The organism is Janthinobacterium sp. GW821-FHT03C10 (genome assembly GCF_059420865.1).
On record NZ_JBWKUN010000001.1, the window covers coordinates 1,371,529 to 1,390,647 of the forward strand.

The following is a 19,119-nucleotide window of genomic DNA, read 5'->3' on the forward strand; positions in this document are numbered from 1 at the left end:
GAGCAAGTGCCACAGCCAGCGCGGGAAACCTAGCCAGCCAGGCGCTGCATCTGGTTGAAGATATTCTTGCGGTGCATTTCCTCGGTGCCGCCCACGCTGGCGAACCCCAGGGCGTTTTTCATCAGCTCGGCCACGCGGCCGTTGTGATAGCCCAGGCTGCCGTACAGCTTGACCAGGCTGGTGGCGCTGTTGATCAGGTCTTCGGCCCCCACCAGCTTGGCGATGGAACAGCTCATCAACCCTTCCCGCTGGCCTGCCAGCAATTGCGACAGCGCGCCAAACGCCAGCCAGCGCGAACGTTCCATGCCGATGCGGATGTCGACCAGGCGCCGCTGCACGTGCTGGTGGTTGTCGATGCTGCTATTGAAGCTGCTGCGGCTGGCCGCGTAGCGCATCGCCTCGTCCAGATAGGGCGCGATCAGGTTGGCCGCCGCCAGGCCGTAATACAGGCGTCCCAGCGAAATGGTGTCGATCAGCGTGGCCAGGCCGCGCCCGGGCGCGCCCAGCAGCTGCGACGGGTGCACGGCCACATCCTCGAAATGCAGGGCGCCGGTGGGCAGGTTGCGGTTGCCCAGCTTATCGTCCACCTGGCCGGCGCGCAGGCCCGGCGTGTCGCGGTCGACCAGCGCCAGCGCGATGTTGTGCTCTTCCTTGTCCGCCAGCCGGCAGACGATCAGCGCGAAATCCATGATGGGCGCGTGCGCGATATTGTATTTGCCGCCATTGAGCACGTAGCCGTCGGCCGTGGCGCGCAGGGTGCTCTGGATGCTGCGCACGTCCGTGCCCGTGCCGGGTTCGGCGATGCCCGTGGCGCTGACGTCGCCGCGCAGGATGGCGCCGAAATACCGGTCGCGCTGCCCGGCGCTGCCGTGCCGGTCCAGGCCCCGTACCATGCCGGCCTGGGCGATGACCGACAGCAGCAGTTCCGGCGCGCCGATGGTGGAGGACAGGCCGTCGAGGGCGGCCGTAAAACTCCACCAGTCGCCCGTCGCGTGATCGCTGCCGGGCACGATCATGCGCCACAGGCCGGCGTCGCGCAGGCGCTGCCAGCCATCAAAATCGAAACCTTCTGCGCGCGCGGCGGCGCCGGCGGCAATGTCGCTGCCGATGCCGGCATAGCGCTGGCGTATCTCGTCCTGTTGCGGTGTAAATATCATGGTTAGCCTTGTTGATCGATGAAAGGAAAAGGGCCGCGCGGGCGGCCCTGGCAGGTTCTCCGCCGTCAGTCCGACAAGATGACGGAGCGGCCGATGGCGCCGTGCAGGTCGAGGCAGCGCTCGAACCAGGTGCTGACGGGATCGTCGGCCGGCAGCAAGGGATACGGCACGGTGATGCGCGCCCACTGCAGCACGCCGAACAGGATGTAATCGGCGAACAGGGGCTGCGCGCCGCCCAGCCAGCGCTGTTTCGCCAGCACGCTGCGCAGCGGCGCGAATTTTTCCGGCAGGGCCGCCAGTTCGATGTGGCGGGTGGCCGAGGCCTCTTCCAGGGTCTTGCCGAAGCGCTTCTCGCGCGCCGCGCGGAAGTACGCCTGGTCCGCCGGCGACATCAGCGCATGCATGTCCATGGCGGCGATGGCCGAGACGGGCGGATGGATGACCGTCTGGCTGAAGCTTTCGACGAAGCGGGCCATGGCCTGGCCGCCAGGCCCGCCGAACAGGCTGGGCCGGTCCGGATAGGCGCGCTCCAGGTGCACGGCGATTTCAAAGCTGTCGCCCTCGATGTGGCCGTTGTCGTTCAGCACCGGCACGCTTTTATAGCTGCCGTCCTCGATGCCGGCGATCTCGGCGAAGGAGACGGGCCGCACCTCGGCCAGCAGGTCCTTGTGCTTGAGTGCCATGATGATCTTCCACACATGGGGCGAATAATGGCGGCGCCGGTCGGCGGCGCACAGGCTGTACAGGATGATGGACATGCGGTTCTCTCTGGTTGCGTGGAAGGTGTCAGGCCGCCGCGCCGGTCAGCGCCAGGCGCTGCACGCCGCTGGCGGGGAAGCGTTCGCGCAGCAGCGCCAGTACCTGTTCGGGACTCGGTAGCGAGTGGTGGCCGTGCATGCGCCCGAGCAGCGGATCGAAATGGTCGTGCCAGACGGGGTCGATGATGATGTAGCCGTCCTCGCGCAGCTGCGCCAGGTTGCGCTGCACGGCCGGCTTGGCCAGCATCGGCCCGCCCATCACGGGGAACAGCAGCACGGGGAAGGTGGCGGCCAGGATCACGGTGGTCAAGCGATTGCCGGAAAAGCCGTTCGCCACCGCCGCCAGGGTATTCGCGGTGGCGGGCAGCACCAGCAGCAGGTCATGCTCGGCGGCCAGGCGGCCCGGCTTGTCGGTCGGCCAATCCTGCGGCCGCTCGCCGCTGATCACGCGGTCGACGTACAGCGCGATCGATTCCGGCTTGAGGAAGTTGGTGGCATTCGGCGTCATCAGCACGCTCAGCTCGCAATCGAGGTGGTCCTTGATGATGCGCAGGTAGTTCGGCAGCAGGGTCGAATCGAGCGATCCCGTGACGCCGATGAGGATGCGCGGCTTGTGTTTGTTGACGGGCGTTTCCATGGTGTTGTGTCCAGGTAGTGGCAAGCGTGTGCCGGGTTAATTGTGTGCAGGCGGACGGCGGCGCTGGTGCGCGCGCACCGCCGTGGCCATGCGGTCGAGGATCTCGGCCAGCAGCGGCTGCGAAGTGGCGAAATTGAGGCGTGCGCAGTGCGCGGCGCCCGCGTCGAAGACTTCCCCCGGGCTGAGCGCCACCCGCGCATGCTGGAGGAAGAAATCCGCCGCCGGCTGGTCCAGCTCCAGCGCGCCGCAATCGAGCCACAGCAGATACGTCCCCTGCGGCACGTGGAAGCGGATGGCCGACAGCTCGCGGCGCAGGATCTGCGCCGCGTAGTCGCGCATGGCCAGCAGGTGCGCGAGCACGGCGTCGAGCCAGGGCTGCCCGTCGTTCCAGGCCGCCACGGTGGCGTCGATGCCCAGGTTGTTGACGGCGCCCGTCAGGCGCGCCGGCAGGCGCGCATGGAAGCGCTGCTGCAGGACCGGCGTGCCGAAATGGGCGACGGCGCAGCGCAGGCCGGCGATATTGAAGCTCTTCGTGGCGGAATTCAAGGTGACGGTGCGCGCGGCCGCCGCGTCGGACAGCGCAGCGAACGGCAGGTGCCGCGCCCCCGGGTAGACCAGGTCGGCATGGATTTCGTCCGACACCACGATCAAGTCGTGGCGCTCGGCAAAGGCCAGTACGCTTTCCAGTTCCGCGCGGCTCAGCACGCGCCCCGTCGGATTGTGCGGATTGCACAGGATCAGCATGCGCGTGCGGGCATCGACGGCGCGCGCCAGGCTCTCCAGGTCGAGCCGGTAGCCGTCGGCACCGGTGCGCATCTCCAGCGCGACCAGGCGCCGGCCCGTACCCTCGACTGCTTCGCGGAACGGCGCATAGTGGGGCACCTGCACGATCACGCCGTCGCCCGGATCGGAAAACGCCATCACCGCGGCAAACGTCGCCTGCACCAGGTCGGGCAGGACCAGCACCTGGTCGGCCTCGGCCTGCCAGCCGTACAGGCGGCGCATGCGCGCGGCGAACGCGTGCGCCACGGCGCGGTCGGCCTTGCGCCCGTCGCGCAGGGGATAGGTGAAATCGACGCGCCGCAGCACCTGCGCCAGCGCCGCCTGCACGGCGGGCGCCGTGCCCAGGTCCATGTCGGCCACGCAGGCGGCAAGCACGCCGGGCTGGTACTGGCGCCACTTGAAGCTCTGGCGCGCCAGCAGCTGCTCCAGGGTCAGCGCCAGGCCGTCCTGCAAGATAAGGGGCTGGCGGCTCATGCTTCGGTAAACACGCGGTTCAGGAAGCCGTTGAACCAGGCCCGCAGCGCCTTGTCGTGCAGGACCCTGCCCTGCAAGTGCTGTTCGCCCTGCTGCGCGTTCGGCAGGTGGAAGCGGTGCGCGCCCTTCACCGCCCAGCGGCGCTGCATGGCCAGGGTCAGCTCGGGATGGTACTGGATGCCCCAGGCCTTCTCGCCGTAGCGGAAGGCCTGGTTGCGGTAGGCGTCGCCCTCGGCCAGCAGGATGGCGCCCTTGGGCAGCTCGAAACCCTCCATGTGGAAGTGGTACACCATGTCCGGCCACTTGGGCATGATGCGCTGGCCTTCGGCCGTCGGCTTGAGCGGATACCAGCCGATCTCCGTGATGTCGCCCTCGGCCGCCGTCACCTTGCAGCCGAGGTTCTTGGCCAGCATCTGCGCGCCCAGGCAGATGCCCAGGTACGGCCGGTTTTCCGCCAGCGGCACGGACAGCCACTCGATCTCGCGGCGGATGTGCGCGTCGCTGTCGTTCGCGCTCATCGGGCCGCCGAACGAGATCACGCCCGCATGGCCATCGAGCGTGTCGGGCAGCGGGTCGCCGCACACGGGACGGCGGATGTCGAGCTCGAAGCCCTTGTCGCGCAGCAGCTTGCCCGCGCGGCCCGGCGTCGACGCCTCCTGCCGCAAGATCGCCAGGATCGGCCGCTTGCGCCCGCGCCGGCCTTGCATCGTTTCACTCATGCTGCTCTCCTTGTAACTTGTTGCGCTGGATATAGGACTCGACCAGGCTGGCATACGGCGGCACGAACGTCACCAGCGTCTGCTGGCCCACCTTGATGGTGTCCTTGACGTCGAAATGCAGGTGGATCGGCAGCTTGTCGATCCAGTTGTTCGAAATCCTGCCGATGCGCGCGCCGCGCGCCACCGGCTGCAGCTCGCGCACGGCCAGGTCGCTGGTATTGAGGTGCACATAGCGGTACAAGGTGCCGGCGGCCGTCTGCAGGGTGACGCTGAAACGCGCGATCTGCACGATGACGCCGTCGTCGGCCGCTACGGCCCAGTGAAAGTTGGCGCGGCAGGTGGCCGGCCGCAGGTCTTGCCCCTGGTGTCCGCCGGACAGGCAGAACGGCAGGTTGTCCTTGCGCAGCTCGCAAAAATTGTCGCGCCACGGATAGGCGTAGTTGGCGTCGTCGCAGGAATCGCCTGCCTTGCCGCGCTGACCGCCCACGCCATAGAAATGCGAACTGGCGTAGGCCGCGCCCTGCTCGATGGGAAAGCGCATGTGCGGATACAGCACGGCGGTGCTGGCCACGCCGCTGCCGCTGCCGGGCAGCAGCGCGCCGGGCGGCAGGAAACGGTCATCGCCGCCGGCCAGTGCCGGCAACGCCAGCGCACCGAGCACGCCGGCCAGTAACACAGTCTTCATCATGGTTTTTCTCCCGCCACGAGCAGCAGCGCACGCGCCGCGTCGGCCAGATATTGCGGATCGGTGCAGCGCTTGTCCTTGAGCGGCTCGTCGCAGCTCATGCGCAGCGTGTAGGCGGCGCCGAAGCGCGTGAAGCTGTAGTCGGCGCCGTCGCCTATCGATTCGAAGGCGCCGCCCGCATGTTCGAGCTTCAGGTCACCTGGCGCGACGAGGTGCGTGGCGCTGCCGAACAGCCCCAGCTTCGCGCCGGCCGGCGCATACAGGGCCGCATAGGCCGTGCCCTGGCCATGGAAACGGGGCGCGCCCCAGTCGCCTTCGGCCGGCAGCAGCAGTACCGGGATGCGGACCTGCGCCAGCCCGGCGGGCGCCGTGGCGCGCAGCGGCCGCAGCACCGCGTCGGCCTGCGCCGCGCCGGCGCGCGCCTGGCCGGCCGCGGGCCAGTCGATCGGCGTCAGCACGCGCCGCGCCGCTTCGCCGGCGCCGGCGGCCAGCGGCGCCGCGGCGCCCGCGAGCAGGCCCAGCGCGCCAAGCGCTTGCAGGAATGCCAGGCGCGCCATCTTAAAGGCTGCCCTGGTAGGCCAGCACGGTCTGCTTGAAGGACTCGGGCACGGGCTGCGTGGCCTGCTGTTCATAGTCGTACATGACGTGCACGGAAATGGCCTTGGCCATCACCACGCCCTGTTCGTCGCCGATGTGCATGACGTGCTCCATTTCAAAGCTCTTGCCGCCGAACTTGGAGACATGGCTGAGCACCAGCACCTTGTCGCCGTACTTCGCCTGGGCGATGTATTCGCACGCGGTTTTCACCATGATGTGCGGCAGCTTCTCGCTCTTCGGAATTTCCAGGATGCGGTGCATGTATTCGAGGTAGGCCGTCTGCATGTACTCGTAGTACACGGGGCTGCTGACGTGGCCCATCGAGTCGGTGTCGCGGTAACGGATGTCGAGATTGGTTTTGAAAGAGCGGCGCATCATTGTGTCCTCATGTGGCGGTTATATCCGGTCAGGCCGGCTTGGGTAGTGACATTTCGCCAATGATGCTAAGACCGATCGAGGGTGCCTCACAAGACGCAATATCTGAGGGCCGACGTCCAAATATCTGAGGAGCCGGATGGCGCCCGTTGCGCTACCATCGCTGCAGAAATATTCCGGCAACAAGGACCCGGCGCATGGCGCCGCGGCTGCCGCGTCCACTGGCGCGGCCCACCGGTTTCCTCTTCCCCACCCTATTGAATGAAAGGCGCATCGATGAAAATCGCGATCCTGGCTGACCGCCTCGAGCTGTTGAACATCAAGAAAGATTCGACCTACGCGATGATGCAGGAAGCGGCCGCGCGCGGCCACGCATTGCACGTATTCGAACAGCGGCATCTGCACTGCGAAGGGGGCGTGGTCAGCGCCCATGCGGCGCGCGTGCACCTGACCGACGCGGCAGGCGCGTGGTTCCAGCGGGAGGCGGCGGCGACGCTGCCGCTGGCGCGGTACGACGCGGTGCTGGTGCGCAAGGACCCGCCGTTCGACATGGAATACCTGTACAGCACCCACCTGCTGGACATGGCGCAGCGCCAGGGCGCGCGCGTCTTCAACCGGCCATCGGCCGTGCGCGACCACAACGAGAAACTGGCGATCCTCGAATTCGCGCCGTTCTGCGCGCCGACCCTGGTCAGCCGCGAGCCGTCGCGCCTGCGCGCCTTCCACGCCGAGCACGGCGATGTGATCTTCAAGCCGCTCGACGGCATGGGCGGCGCCGGCATCTTCCGCGTGCGCGAGGACGGCATGAACCTGGGCGCCACCGTCGAAATGCTGACGCGCGACGGCGCCGTCACCATCATGGCGCAGCGCTACATTCCCGCCATCAGCGAAGGCGACAAGCGCATCCTGCTGATCGGCGGCAAGCCGGTGCCGCACGCGCTGGCGCGCATTCCGCAGGCCGGCGAGGTGCGCGGCAACCTGGCCGCCGGCGGACGCGGCGAAGCGCGCGCGCTGACGGCGCGCGACCGCGAGATCGCCGACACCCTGGCGCCCGTGCTGGCGGCGCGCGGCCTGCTGCTGGTCGGGCTGGACGTGATCGGCGCGCATCTGACCGAAATCAATGTCACCAGTCCGACCTGCTTCCGCGAAATCATGCAGCAGACGGGTTTCGACGTGGCGGGCATGTTCATCGATGCGCTGGAAACGGCGGCATCGCTCACGCACACGAACGAGGAACAAGCATGAACAAGGTAAGCACACTGCAAAGCTGGATAGGCGGATGCTGGATGGGCAGCGAAGCGGGACTGTCGCTGCACAGCGCCATCGACAATGCGCTGATCTATCACACGCATGCCGAGTCGGTCGACGCGCAGCACGCGCTCGACTATGCGCGCCGCACCGGCGTGCCGGCATTGATGGCCCTCGACTTCCAGCAGCGGGCGGCCTGCCTGCGGGCGCTGGCATCGCACATCCAGCAGCATCGCGAGGAGCTGTACACGATCGCCCACCTGAGCGGCGCCACGCGCGCCGACAGCAAGCAGGATATCTGCGCCGGCATCGGCGTGCTCAATTCCTACGCCGGCATCGCCGCCAGCGGCCTGCCTTCCGGTAACGTGCTGCACGAAGCGCCCGCCATGTCGCTGTGCCGGCGCGGCGGCGCGGCCGGCACGCACATCATGGTGCCGCGCGGCGGCGTGGCCCTGCACATCAACCCGTTCAACCTGCCCGTCTGGTCGCTGCTGGAAAAATTCGCCGCCAGCTTCCTGGCCGCCATGCCCTGCATCGTCAAGCCGGCCACCTGCACCAGCTACCTGGCCGAAGCGCTGGTGCGCCTGATCGACGCTTCCGGCCTGCTGCCGAAAGGCGCGCTGCAGCTGGCCATCGGCCCCGCCGATGCCTTGCTGGCGCGCCTGCAGGACAACGACGCCGTCAGCTTCACGGGCTCGGACGCCACCGCCACGACACTGCGCAAGCACCCCAACCTGCTGGCGCGCTCGGTGCAGCTCAGCCTGGGCGCGGCGTCGCTGAACTGCGCCATCCTGGGACCGGACGTACGCAGCGGCGAGCCGGAATTCGAGCTGCTGGTCGACGCCATCGTGCGTTCGATGACGGTCAAGGCGGGCCAGGACGGCGCCGCGATCCGCCGCGTGATGGTGCCGCACGGGCAGATCGAAGCGCTGACGGCGCGCCTGCGCGAACGCCTGGCGGCGGTGGTGATCGGCGACCCGGCGCAGGCGGGCGTGCAAATGGGGCCGCTGGCGTCGCAGGAACAGCGCAGCGAACTGGGCGCCCGCGTGCGCGCCCTGGCCGAGGAAAGCGACATCGTCTGCGGCCAGGTGGACGGCTACGCTCCGGCAGGAGACAGGGTACGCGACGGCGCCTTTGCCGCGCCCACCCTGCTGCTGTGCCGCGGCGGCGCGCGCGGCGACGCCGTGCATGAGATCGAGGCCTTCGGACCCGTCTGCGCGCTGATGCCGTATGCGGACGTGGAGGAAGCGCTGGCGCTGGCCGCGCGCGGCAGGGGCAGTCTGGCCAGCACGCTGGCCACGCGCGACCCGAAGCTGGCCGCGTATGCCGTGCCGCGCCTGGCCGCCTCGCACGGGCGCGTGCTGGTGCTGGAACGCGAAGTGGCGGCGGCGGGGACGGACGTGCTGGCCTCGGCGCACCTGAAGTACGGCGGCCCTGGCCGCGCCGGCTGCGGCGAGCAGCTGGGCGGCTTGCGCGCCATCTCGCAATACCTGCAACGCTCGGCGCTGCAAGGCTCGCCCACCATGCTGACGGCCGTGACGGGCGAATACGTGCGCGGCGCCGCCGTGCGCGAAAGCGTGCAGCATCCGTTCCGCAAGCATTTCGACGAGCTGGAAGTGGGCGAATCGCTGCTGACGCACCGGCGCACCGTGTGCGAAGCGGACATCGTCGCCTTCGGCGGCATCTCGGGCGATTATTTCTACATGCATTTCGACGAGATCGCCGCGCGCGATTCGCAGTTCGGCCGACGCATCGCGCACGGCTATTTCGTGCTGGCGGCGGCGGCCGGCCTGTTCGTGTCCCCGGCGCCGGGTCCCGTGCTGGCCAACTACGGGCTCGACGACCTGCGCTTCGTCGCCCCGGTGGGCATCGGCGATACCATCCGCGCGCGCCTGACGTGCAAGCGCAAGGTCGACCGCCAGCGGCGCGACGACAAGGGCGTTGGCCAGGGCGTGGTGTCGTGGGACGTGCAGGTCACCAACCAGAACGATGAACTGGTGGCCAGCTACGACATCCTGACCCTGGTGGCCAAGCGCGGGGCCATGAGCGGCAGCCCTCAGCATTCCTGATGGCGCGGCTCAAGAAATACAAATAGCCAAGCTTATCCGCCTCTTCCAGAATGGCGGCTGACGAGATGAAGCCAACCGGGTATTTCAGGGACCGGAAGGGGTGCGGCGCGCCACTTCCGGTCCCGGGACAGCGCTGCTGTAGCAGATTCGACTGACGCTGCGCAGGCCAGCACCTGCGCCCTCCCTTCCCGTGGCTTCCCTTCTGACAAAGACGACCTTCCCATGCGACATGCCGTACCCCTTTTCCTGCTTGGCGCCAGCGCGCTGCCCATCGCCCCCCTCTCCTTCGCACAGCACATGCCGGATGCGCGCGCCGGACAGGCGGCGCCGCTGGCGACCCTGCCCGAAGTCAAGCTGATCGACCAGTCCGCGCCGGACGCGCCCCTGCCGGGCATCACGCGCATTTCGCGCGAGACCCTGCAGCGCCAGCAAGCGATGGACGTGGCCGACGTCTTTGCCGGCGAAGCGGCCGTCAGCGTGGGCGGCGGCGCCGGCAATGCGCAGCGCCTCTACCTGCGCGGCGTCGATGGCGCCAACCTGAACATCAGCATCGACGGCGCGCGCCAGGGCCGCAGCCTGCACCAGCACCGGGGCGACCTGGCCGGCATCGATCCCGACCTGCTGAAACAGGTCGATATCCAGCCCGGCCCCAGCGCCGAGGCGGGGCCGGGCGCGCTGGGCGGCAGCATCCGCTTTGACACCGTCGATGCGCAGGACTTGCTGGTGCCGGGAAGGCGCGCGGGCGCCACCGTGCGCGCGGCGTACGCCAGCGCCGACGAAGCGCGGCGCGGCGCCGTCAGCGCGTACGGCATGCTGGGCGAGACGCTGGACAATAAGCTGGGCCTGCTGGCCCATGTGAGCGCCGTCAACCGCGACAACTACCGCATCGGCGGCGGTGGCGACGTGCCCCATTCGGCCGGGCGCGACCGCGACTACCTGCTCAAACTGAGTCTGCTGGAGCTGGCCGGCCACAGCCTGCGGCTGGGCGCGGCGCGCAACCGCAATGCGGGACTCTACCTGTTCGGCCGGGTCGGCAGCGACAACGGCTATGCGCCCGCGAACGCCGTGCCCACCTACCAGCGCAGCGCGCGCCATACCTATACGCTGGAGCACCGCTACCAGCCGGCCGGCAATGCCCTGCTGGACTGGAAATTCAATCTGTACCAGAACGAGAACACGCTGGAAGACGTGCCCCAGGCGCGCAGCGCCAGGACGACGGAACGGGGCGGCAGCGCGCGCAATACGGCGCACCTGGCCTTAGCCGGCACGCAGCACCGCCTGACGGCCGGCGCCGACTTCATGGACGAGGAAGGCACGACGAACGGCGTGCTGGGCGCCGCCATCCTGGGAGCGGGCCGCAAAACCACGCAGACACGCAACCTGGGCCTCTTCGTGCAGGAGCGCATGCGCTGGCAAGCCGTGCAGCTGTCGCTGGGCGTGCGGCACGACCGCTACGACACCGCCTTCGGACCGCGCACCGTCAAGGGCGGCAAGACGTCGCCGAACGTCGGCGCCGAAGTGGAGCTGGGCGGCGGCGTGGGCGCCTTTGCCAGCTATGGCGAGGCGGTGCGCGCCAGCGGCATCATCCCCATCGGTTTCCTCACCAGCGTGGACAAGAAAAGCAATTTCAACAACGGCAAGCCCTTCAAGCCGGAAACCTCGGACACGCGCGAAGCGGGATTACAGTACGAAGGCGCCGATGCGCTGCAGGACGGCGACCGCCTGACCGTACGCCTCGGCTATTTCGACACCCGCATTGCCAACCTGATCGAGTGGGCCGGCCAGGGCGCAGCGTATCCCGCGTATATCCGCAACATGCCCGAGACCCTGCGTTCCAGGGGCTGGGAATGGAAGGCGCGCTGGCAGCGCGGCGGCTACGCCACGTCCTTGGGCGTGGTGCTGGCCGATACCACGCTGGGCGGCAAGCCCTTGAACCCGTCGCGCCGCGTGGGCACGGCCCTGGGCGACCGGCTCACGTGGGACAGCCACTGGCGGATGCTGCCCGGCCTCACGGCCGGCTATACCGTGAACGCCGTGCGGCGCCTGGAGGACGTGCCGAAAGCGGCGGTGCAGCGGGCCGGCTATGTGCTGCACGACGTCCAGCTGCAATGGCAGCCGGCCGCGCTGCGCGCGCTGAGCCTGGCGCTGGCCGTGCGCAACCTGGGCGACAAGCGCTACACGAGCCACAGTTCGCTCGACGGCGGCGTCGGCAATATCCTGCCGGAGCCGGGACGCGACGTGCGCGTCAGCGCGAATTACCAGTTTTAAGCGATTCCCCCTCCAATCAACCATCCTTGAAGAGAAGAGAACCATGACCCATACCACCCAAGCGGGCGCGCGCTGCGGCCTGTACCTCGTCAGCGCCGGCATCGGCGACCCGGACAGCATCACCGTCAAGGCGCAGAAAATCCTGCGCGGCGCCGATATCGTATTCGGCATCCCGCGCCTGCTCGAAGCGTTTGCCGACCTGCTCGGCGGCAAGGAGCTGCACAAGGCCGGCCACGGCCTGTTCAGTCCCCTGGCGCGGCGCGACACGCCGGAAGAGGAAGTCGACGCCATGGAAAAACAGGCGCGCGACATCATCCATGCGGCAGCGGCGGCCGGCAAGACCGTCGCCGTGCTCGACTACGGCGACGCCATGATCTTCGGGCCGCAATCGGGCTACCTGAGCGAGTTCAGCGAACTCAATCCCATCGTCATCCCTGGCATCTCCTGCTTCAATGCGGCCAATGCGGCGCTGGCCCGCGACGTCACCGGCGGCAAGCGCAGCCGCTCCGTCATCCTCGCCGCCTCGGCCGATACGCGCGACGACTACACGGGCAGCGACACCCTGGACAAGCTGGCCGCCACCGGTTCCACCCTGGTCTTCTTTACCATGCGCGCCGACCTGCCGTCGCTGGTCGAACGCCTGACGCGCCACCTGCCCGGCAGCACGCCGCTGGCCATCGTCGCGCACGCAGGCGCCGACGCGAAACAGGCCGTGCTGCGCGCCACGCTGGACACGGTGCTGGCCCGCACGGAGAACGACAAGCCGCCGTTCGAACACCTGGTGTATGTAGGCGATTTCCTGGGCTAAGTAATCCTCAGGAAATTATTGTGAATTTATGACGAACAGAACCGGATGCTATGCAAGGCGCCCGCTGCGACGCAGTGCGAGCACTGCTAGCAGCGGGCAACGCCGCAGAGCGCCGGTTATGGAAGTCAGAAATCACAATAATTTAGGCTATGTCACCGTCAGATGTGGGAATGCTCCGAGTGTTGCCTTCAATAATGTTTCCGGCGAACGGATACGCCCGGCGTCGAGTATCCAGCGCCAGCCCAGGTAATTCGGCAGGTAGCGCGTCGCCACGCCGTGAAAGGGGCGTAGCCATTCCCGCAGGCGGCTGTGATAGGCATTGACGTGCTGCACATGCACGGCGCCCTGCACCCGGATGCCTGCGCGCAAATTGACGGCCTCGTGGCTGATCCCCGCCTCCTTTGCAAAAGCCCGGTAGGCGGCATGGCCATCGGTGAGCAACAGGATATCCTTGTCGATCATGGGCAACAAATAATGGCGCACCTGCGCCTGCGTCAGCGCTCCTTTTCCCGTGACGAAATCGAGGGTCTGCCCCGTGCGGTCGCGCGCCACCAGGATGCAGACCTGCTCATCGGAAATGCCACGTTGGCGGGCATGACCGCCCCGGCGGCGCGCCGGACGGGTCAGATGCCGCGATCCCTTTTCCGATTCGAGCACATACAGTTCGTCCGCTTCAGCAATGCCATGCAGGCAATGCGGCCGGTCCGTTTTTGCCAACGATAAAAACCGGTGGCGCCAGCGAAAGGTGGTGTTGCGGTGCACGCCCAGCTGTAACGCCGCCTTGCGCACGGAATCGGATGCCAGCAGGCAATCGGCGTAATCGAGCCACAGTGATTTATGGCGCAAGCGCGCCAGCGGCGTGCCGGTGAGCGCATTGAAGGTGCGGCCGCACGGCACGCAACGGTAGCGCTGCAGTCCGTGCGCATGGCCATGCCGGTGAGCATGATTGCTCTTGCAGGCAGGACAGTGCAAGCGCTGCCGGGCCAAGTTTTCGACGAGTACCGCGGCAGCGTCCCGCGGTGCGCTTCCTCGCAGCAGAGCGATACCCGCCAGGCGCTGGCGACGGTTCAGTGCGGCGAACTGGGCGATGAGGGTTTTCCATTGGCCGGTCTGCATGGAAGGCTCCCGTTTGTCTGCGATGTACAGTCAGACAGCAGGGATACAGGAAAATTCCCGGACTTCCCCTACTTAGCGGGGACAGAGCCTTTTTCATTGCGCCACGATTTTCGACAATACAGAAAAGGCCGCGCCCGTCTGCGACGCTTCCAGCAGCAAGGTCAGCTCCGTATACGTGCAGATGATGTTGATCAGGTTGATGCGCTCCCAGGCCAGGCGCTTGAGGATGGCGTGATACACGCCCGGCGTATAGCAGGTTTCGGCGGCCAGGTGCAGGGTCACGGCCGTCACCCGCTCCAGGCGCGCCAGTTCCTGCTCTTCGCCGAACACCTCTTCCACCAGCGCGTGCAGCGAACGGCTGCAGATCACCATCACCTCGTTGACGCCGCGCGTAATGGTGATGAACGTGCCCCGCTGGGGTGCTGCCAGCGCCAGCAACTGACGCTGGCAGGCATACGTCTGGTCGGAATAGCGGTAGGTAAATACCATCAATTCGCTGCGCGTGGACAGTTCACCCGCGCGGTGCGCCAGCACGATCTCGCCGCTTTTCTGCTGCGGCATCCGCTCGGCCAGACGGCGCAGCGCCATCACCACGGCGGCCTGCCCCACCGGTTTCCATAGGTCGGTCTGCAATTGCGGCTGCAGCTGGCGCGCCAGTTCCGACAGGTTGAGCAAGCCCCGGCCCAATCCCTCGCTGAGAAAGGCCGATTCCATCACGATCTGTTCCACTTTGGTCGCTATCGAAAGCATAGTTCTTCGGGCCGGTGATTCCGGTGCACGCACCAGGAGCCGGCAACCCTTCCTGAAAAAAAGATGCACTGCGCCAGCGGCCGCGCCGGGTGGCGCGGTCGGACTCGCTGAAAAGACCCCCCTCGCGGGGGAAGAGCCGGCTAGCGGCGGCTAGGAAGGCGGATGCAGCATGAGTGCCGCTCCAGAGGGGAAATGGCTGAAACCAATAGCAGAAAACAGAACTGACGTCATGTGAAACTCCCGATTTTTTTCCCGATGCGCTGTATCTGGACGCGGTCATTGCCGCGTGCGCTTTTTTTGTTTTCGCATGCTCCGCTGGGGGCAACGCGAAGAGCTAGTGTAGATCGCAATATTTAGAAAAGGCAACAGTGTTTTTCCAACAGAGCGCGCCAATAGGGGAAGTAGTCCAAAACAAAAGTTGCAGCTTGTGGTAGATCAAACTTTCCAACGATACGACGCCGATAAATGTTCAATTCTTAACAAAAATTCGCGTAGTGACCCATTTCTTGAATTTTTTGACATGGCGATATCGACAAGTTTAGTGTCCCCCTACCCGGCGTCATGCCACCACAAAACGGCAGGCTATCCGCCCGCCGCCAGGCGCGCCGGGGTGGCCATCAGGCATCGCGGCCAGCTCATTCACCATTTCCTTAACCGATACCATGGAGCAGAAATGAATTTACGTTTGACGATAGTTGCCGCATCCATCGCCGCCTTGCCGCTGATGGCCACCACGGCCGACGCCGCCACGCCGCTGCCACAGACCCTGATGGCTGCGCCGGTCGCCCTGGCTTCTCCACAAGAGACCGCCAGCCTGGTCAACAAGCTGGCCGCGCAGGCGCGCAGCCGCGGCCTGAATACCGAGCATGGCTTTGCCGTCGGCGCCCAGCATCCGGGCGTCAGCGGCACCCGCGTGAGCCGCGTACAGCACACCTACAAGGGCTTGCCCGTCTTCGGTTCCGAGACGGTAGTGGTCAGCAACAGCGCCGGCGACATCGTCAGCGAATCCGTGTCGGACCGCGCGTCGGGCCTCGGCAGCGGCGGCGTCAATGCCGTCACCCGCAGCGCCACCACCGATATCGACACCACGCCGGCCGTCAGCGCCGCCGCTGCCATCGCCGCCGCCGTGAAAAGCATCGGTGTGCAGGCCGTCGACCATGTGCCGCCGCATGCGCAGCTGCTGATCTACCCCGTCATGAAAACCGTGCGCGTGGCCGGCGCCGAGAACAAGTCGGAAGCCGCGCTGAACGCCCTCGACGTGCAGGACGTGGTCGATCACTACGAGCTGGCCTATCTGGTGCAGACGCGCATGATCAGCGGCAGCAAGCCCGTCTACTACGACACCGTCGTCAGCGCCAAGGATGGCCGCATCCTGCGTCAATGGAAAGCCCTGAAAACCGTCGCCGGCATCGGCAACAGCCAGTACAACGGCCAGGTGCCGCTCAACACCACGCTCACGGGCAGCACCTACACCATGAAGGACCCCAGCCGCGGCACGGGCGGCAGCTTCGGCGGCATGGCCATCACGAATGCCAACCACGGCACCACCTCGGGCAGCGTGTACAGCAACACCAGCAATACCTGGGGCGACGGCCAGCAATACATCAACGGCGGCAGCACCACCAACGCCAACGGCCAGACGGCGGCCGTCAATGCGATGTGGGGCCTGATGAACACCTACGACACGCACAAGAACGTGCTGGGCTGGTCCAGCCTGGACGGCAACAACACGGCCACCCACATCGCCGCCCACGTCAACACGGCCTACGACAACGCCTACTACGACGGCAACTGCAAATGCATGTACATCGGCGACGGCGGCAGCTCGTTCAACAACCTCGGCTCCATCGACGTGATCGGCCATGAGATGGGCCACGGCATCACGGACGCCACCTCGGGCCTGATCTACTCGCAGGAGTCGGGCGGCTTGAACGAATCGAGCTCGGACATCGCCGGCGAGATGGTGGAAGCGTATGCGCGCGCCGGCGGCACGGGCACCACGATTCCCAACACGGGCAACGATTGGATGACGGGCAAGGAGATCGCCAAGAACGGCCAGCCGCTGCGCTGGCTGTACAAGCCGAGCAAGGATGGCAGCAGCCCGAATGCGTGGAGCAGCACCATCAAGAACCTCGACGTCCACTACAGCAGCGGCCCGAACAACCGCATGTTCTACTTCCTGTCGCAAGGCTCGAATTCCACGTCCAGCAGCGACTACTACAGCTCCTACCTGAACAAAAGCCCGCTGGCCATGACCGGTATCGGCAGCGACAAGGCCTACCGCATCTGGTTCAAGGCCGCCACCACCAAGTTCACCTCGTCGACCAACTATGCCGACGCGCGCAACAAGGTGCTGCAGGCAGCCGAGGAACTGTATGGCGTGGGCAGCGCGGAATCGATCGCCGTCAAGCGCGCATATGCGGCCATCAACGTGGGTACCGACGTCGATGAATCGACGACGGGCGGCGCGGTGACCATCACCAGCCAGCCGGCCAGCATCACCGTCGCACCGGGCGCCACCGCCTCGTTCGCCGTGGGCGCGGGCGGCGGCACGGCGCCGTACACCTACAAGTGGTACCGCAACGGCGCCGTGATCAGCGGCGCCACGTCGCCGGCCTACAGCTTCACGGCCGTGGCGGCCGACAGCGGCGCCGTCTTCAAGGCCACGGTGACGGATTCCTCGTCGCCCGCCGTGACGGCCACGTCGAACAACGCCACGCTGACGGTGGGCACCAGCAGCGCCACCGAACGCGTGACGAACGGCGGCTTCGAAGCCGGCGCCACGGGCTGGAGCGGCACCACGGGCGCCATCGGCACGTTTACGGGGCAAGCAGCGTACGAAGGCACGAAGTACGCCTGGCTGGGCGGCAATGGCGTCACGGCCAGCGAATCGCTGACGCAAAGCGTGGCCATTCCGGCCACCGCCACGTCCGCCAGCCTGACCTTCGCGCTGCATATCGACACGGCGGAAACGGGCAATACCGTGTACGACAAGCTGGTCGTCACCGTGAAGAACAGCGCCGGCACGGTGCTGGGCACCCTGGCCTCGTACTCGAACGTGAACAAGGCGGCCGGCTACCAGATCCGCACGTTCGACCTGATCGCCTACAAGGGCCAGACCGTGCAACTGTCGTTTGCCGCGACCGAGGATGCGTCGCTGCAAACCTCGTTCGTGATCGACAAGGTCAGCCTGGTTACCCAGTAAGCGGCTGAACATGCGGGCGGCAGGCCGGTTTGCCGCCAGTCGCCCGCATCCACCGCACGGCACGATTGATTTCCTGGCAATTCCAGTCTACCCTGAGGCAGTGATTGCCTCTTGCCTGCTGCCGGTACCCGCGACGAATTGAACTTTTTTTTGGATGGTTCCTGACCGATGCCTACTTCGACCTTGTCCGCACGCGCTTTCCCCCATTCCAGCCTGTCCATTTTTACGCCTGCCGCCATGCTCGCCTGAGCCGGCCATGCAGTTCCACCTCCAGGTGCAGGGCCCGGCGGGCAGCCAGGCGCTGGCCATCGACGCCGCCAGCGAGGCCGAGGCGATCCGCGCGGCCGTGCGCGGCGGCTGGCGCGTGCTGGCCGTCGATGCCGGCGCTGCGCAGGATGCGGGCGCCGCGCTGCGCCCCGGCAAACAGGGCCTGCCCCTGCTGCAATTCAGCCAGGAGCTGCTGGCCCTGCTCGAAGCGGGCCTGAACCTGGGCGAGGCCATGGCCACCCTGCACAACAAGGAAACGCGCCCGGGCGCCCGGGCCACCCTGGCCGCCATCGTGCTCACCCTGCAGCAGGGCCTAAGCTTTTCCGACACCCTGGCCGATTTCCCCGATATCTTCCCCGACATTTACATCGCCACCGTGCACGCGGCCGAACGCTCGGGCAACCTGCCCGATGCGCTGGCGCGCTTCGTCGCCTACCAGCTGCAGTTCGACGCCATCCGCAAAAAACTCATTTCCGCCGCCATCTATCCGTGCATGCTGCTCGTCGTCGGCGGCCTGGTGACCCTGTTCCTGCTCGGCTACGTGGTGCCCAAATTCAGCGTCGTCTACGAAAGCTCGGGCCGCGAAATTCCCTGGATGTCGCAGATGCTGCTGGGCTTTGGCCAGACCCTGGCCGCGCATCCGCTGCTGTGCGCCGGCGCGCTGGCCGCGGCGGTGGGTGCCGTGGTCTTCGGCATCGCCAACCGCGCCATGCGCGTGGCGCTGGTGCTGCGCCTCTTGCGCCTGCCCGTGCTGGCGGAGAAGGCGGCCGAATTTCGCCTGGCCCGCTTCTACCGGGCATTGAGCCTGCTGCTGCATGCCGGCATCCCGCTGCACAAGGCGCTGGCCATGGTCGCGCCCATGCTGCTGCCGGCGCAGCAGGAGCAGCTGGCGCAGGCGCGCCGCGCGGTGCAGGAAGGCATGCCGTTTTCCACCGCGCTGGAACAGGCCGGCATGGCCACGCCGGTGGCGCAATCGCTGCTGAAGGTGGGAGAAAACACGGGCCGCCTGGGCGACATGCTGGAACGCTCGGCCAAATTCCACGACGAGGAATTCGCGCGCTGGGTGGACTGGGCTTCGCGCCTGCTCGAGCCGCTCCTGATGACCATCATCGGCGTGGTGATCGGCGGCGTGGTGGTGCTGATGTACATGCCGATCTTTGAACTGGCGGGGAGCTTGTCTTGAACCTTATCGTGAAGGTGCTG

At 66.9% G+C, this 19,119-nt stretch carries 16 protein-coding genes; 6 read left to right on the forward strand and 10 right to left on the reverse strand.

What is annotated here, in order from left to right; translation table 11 throughout:
- Positions 1–29: 29 nt before the first annotated feature.
- The 8 genes from AC07VH_RS05795 to AC07VH_RS05830 form a co-directional block, all read right to left on the reverse strand.
- Positions 30–1,157, reverse strand: a complete 1,128-nt coding sequence (locus AC07VH_RS05795; protein ID WP_475416172.1) for an acyl-CoA dehydrogenase family protein — start codon at positions 1,155–1,157, stop codon at positions 30–32.
- Positions 1,158–1,222: 65 nt separating this feature from the next.
- Complete coding sequence (locus AC07VH_RS05800) at positions 1,223–1,915, reverse strand: glutathione S-transferase family protein (protein ID WP_475416171.1); 693 nt, start codon at positions 1,913–1,915, stop codon at positions 1,223–1,225.
- Positions 1,916–1,943: 28 nt separating this feature from the next.
- Complete coding sequence (locus AC07VH_RS05805) at positions 1,944–2,552, reverse strand: flavoprotein (protein WP_475416170.1); 609 nt, start codon at positions 2,550–2,552, stop codon at positions 1,944–1,946.
- Positions 2,553–2,588: 36 nt separating this feature from the next.
- A complete protein-coding gene (locus AC07VH_RS05810; protein ID WP_494787089.1) occupies positions 2,589–3,809 on the reverse strand; it encodes a MalY/PatB family protein in 1,221 nt (406 codons plus the stop codon).
- The gene (locus AC07VH_RS05815) at positions 3,806–4,528 is read right to left on the reverse strand and encodes a glutamine amidotransferase (RefSeq protein WP_475416168.1); all 723 of its coding nucleotides are present in this window, start codon (positions 4,526–4,528) and stop codon (positions 3,806–3,808) included. The genes AC07VH_RS05810 and AC07VH_RS05815 overlap by 4 nt, the downstream gene beginning before the upstream one ends.
- Entirely contained in the window at positions 4,521–5,216 is a 696-nt protein-coding gene (locus AC07VH_RS05820) for a peptidoglycan DD-metalloendopeptidase family protein (RefSeq protein WP_494787090.1), read from the reverse strand. The genes AC07VH_RS05815 and AC07VH_RS05820 overlap by 8 nt, the downstream gene beginning before the upstream one ends.
- Complete coding sequence (locus AC07VH_RS05825; RefSeq protein WP_494803972.1) at positions 5,213–5,770, reverse strand: hypothetical protein; 558 nt, start codon at positions 5,768–5,770, stop codon at positions 5,213–5,215. Before AC07VH_RS05825 ends, AC07VH_RS05820 begins: the two co-directional genes overlap by 4 nt.
- Before the next feature lies 1 nt (position 5,771).
- Positions 5,772–6,188, reverse strand: a complete 417-nt coding sequence (locus AC07VH_RS05830) for an acyl-CoA thioesterase (RefSeq protein WP_489630568.1) — start codon at positions 6,186–6,188, stop codon at positions 5,772–5,774.
- Between the two features lie 273 nt (positions 6,189–6,461).
- Between AC07VH_RS05830 and gshB the strand changes: the two genes are divergently transcribed.
- From gshB to AC07VH_RS05850, 4 genes are all read left to right on the forward strand, one after another.
- The gene (gene gshB / locus AC07VH_RS05835) at positions 6,462–7,430 is read left to right on the forward strand and encodes a glutathione synthase (protein ID WP_475417754.1); all 969 of its coding nucleotides are present in this window, start codon (positions 6,462–6,464) and stop codon (positions 7,428–7,430) included.
- Positions 7,427–9,502 carry a phenylacetic acid degradation bifunctional protein PaaZ gene (paaZ, locus tag AC07VH_RS05840; RefSeq protein ID WP_494789611.1) on the forward strand — a complete coding sequence of 692 codons (2,076 nt, stop codon included), beginning with the start codon at positions 7,427–7,429 and terminating at the stop codon, positions 9,500–9,502. The genes gshB and paaZ overlap by 4 nt, the downstream gene beginning before the upstream one ends.
- A 222-nt stretch (positions 9,503–9,724) precedes the next feature.
- Complete coding sequence (locus AC07VH_RS05845; RefSeq protein ID WP_494789612.1) at positions 9,725–11,770, forward strand: TonB-dependent receptor domain-containing protein; 2,046 nt, start codon at positions 9,725–9,727, stop codon at positions 11,768–11,770.
- Positions 11,771–11,813: 43 nt separating this feature from the next.
- Positions 11,814–12,578 (forward strand): SAM-dependent methyltransferase, encoded by a 765-nt coding sequence (locus AC07VH_RS05850; protein ID WP_494789613.1) that lies wholly within the window; start codon positions 11,814–11,816, stop codon positions 12,576–12,578.
- Positions 12,579–12,725: 147 nt separating this feature from the next.
- Here the strand turns inward: AC07VH_RS05850 and AC07VH_RS05855 are convergent, their stop codons facing one another.
- Together AC07VH_RS05855 and AC07VH_RS05860 are read right to left on the reverse strand one after the other, a co-directional pair.
- Positions 12,726–13,694 carry an IS1595 family transposase gene (locus AC07VH_RS05855; protein ID WP_494804022.1) on the reverse strand — a complete coding sequence of 323 codons (969 nt, stop codon included), beginning with the start codon at positions 13,692–13,694 and terminating at the stop codon, positions 12,726–12,728.
- Between the two features lie 93 nt (positions 13,695–13,787).
- Positions 13,788–14,444 carry a hypothetical protein gene (locus AC07VH_RS05860; protein WP_489629752.1) on the reverse strand — a complete coding sequence of 219 codons (657 nt, stop codon included), beginning with the start codon at positions 14,442–14,444 and terminating at the stop codon, positions 13,788–13,790.
- 673 nt (positions 14,445–15,117) lie between these two features.
- Between AC07VH_RS05860 and AC07VH_RS05865 the strand changes: the two genes are divergently transcribed.
- The gene (locus AC07VH_RS05865; protein WP_475416533.1) at positions 15,118–17,649 is read left to right on the forward strand and encodes a M4 family metallopeptidase; all 2,532 of its coding nucleotides are present in this window, start codon (positions 15,118–15,120) and stop codon (positions 17,647–17,649) included.
- Between the two features lie 256 nt (positions 17,650–17,905).
- Positions 17,906–19,099, forward strand: a complete 1,194-nt coding sequence (locus AC07VH_RS05870) for a type II secretion system F family protein (RefSeq protein WP_494788322.1) — start codon at positions 17,906–17,908, stop codon at positions 19,097–19,099.
- The last annotated feature ends 20 nt before the right edge of the window (positions 19,100–19,119 follow it).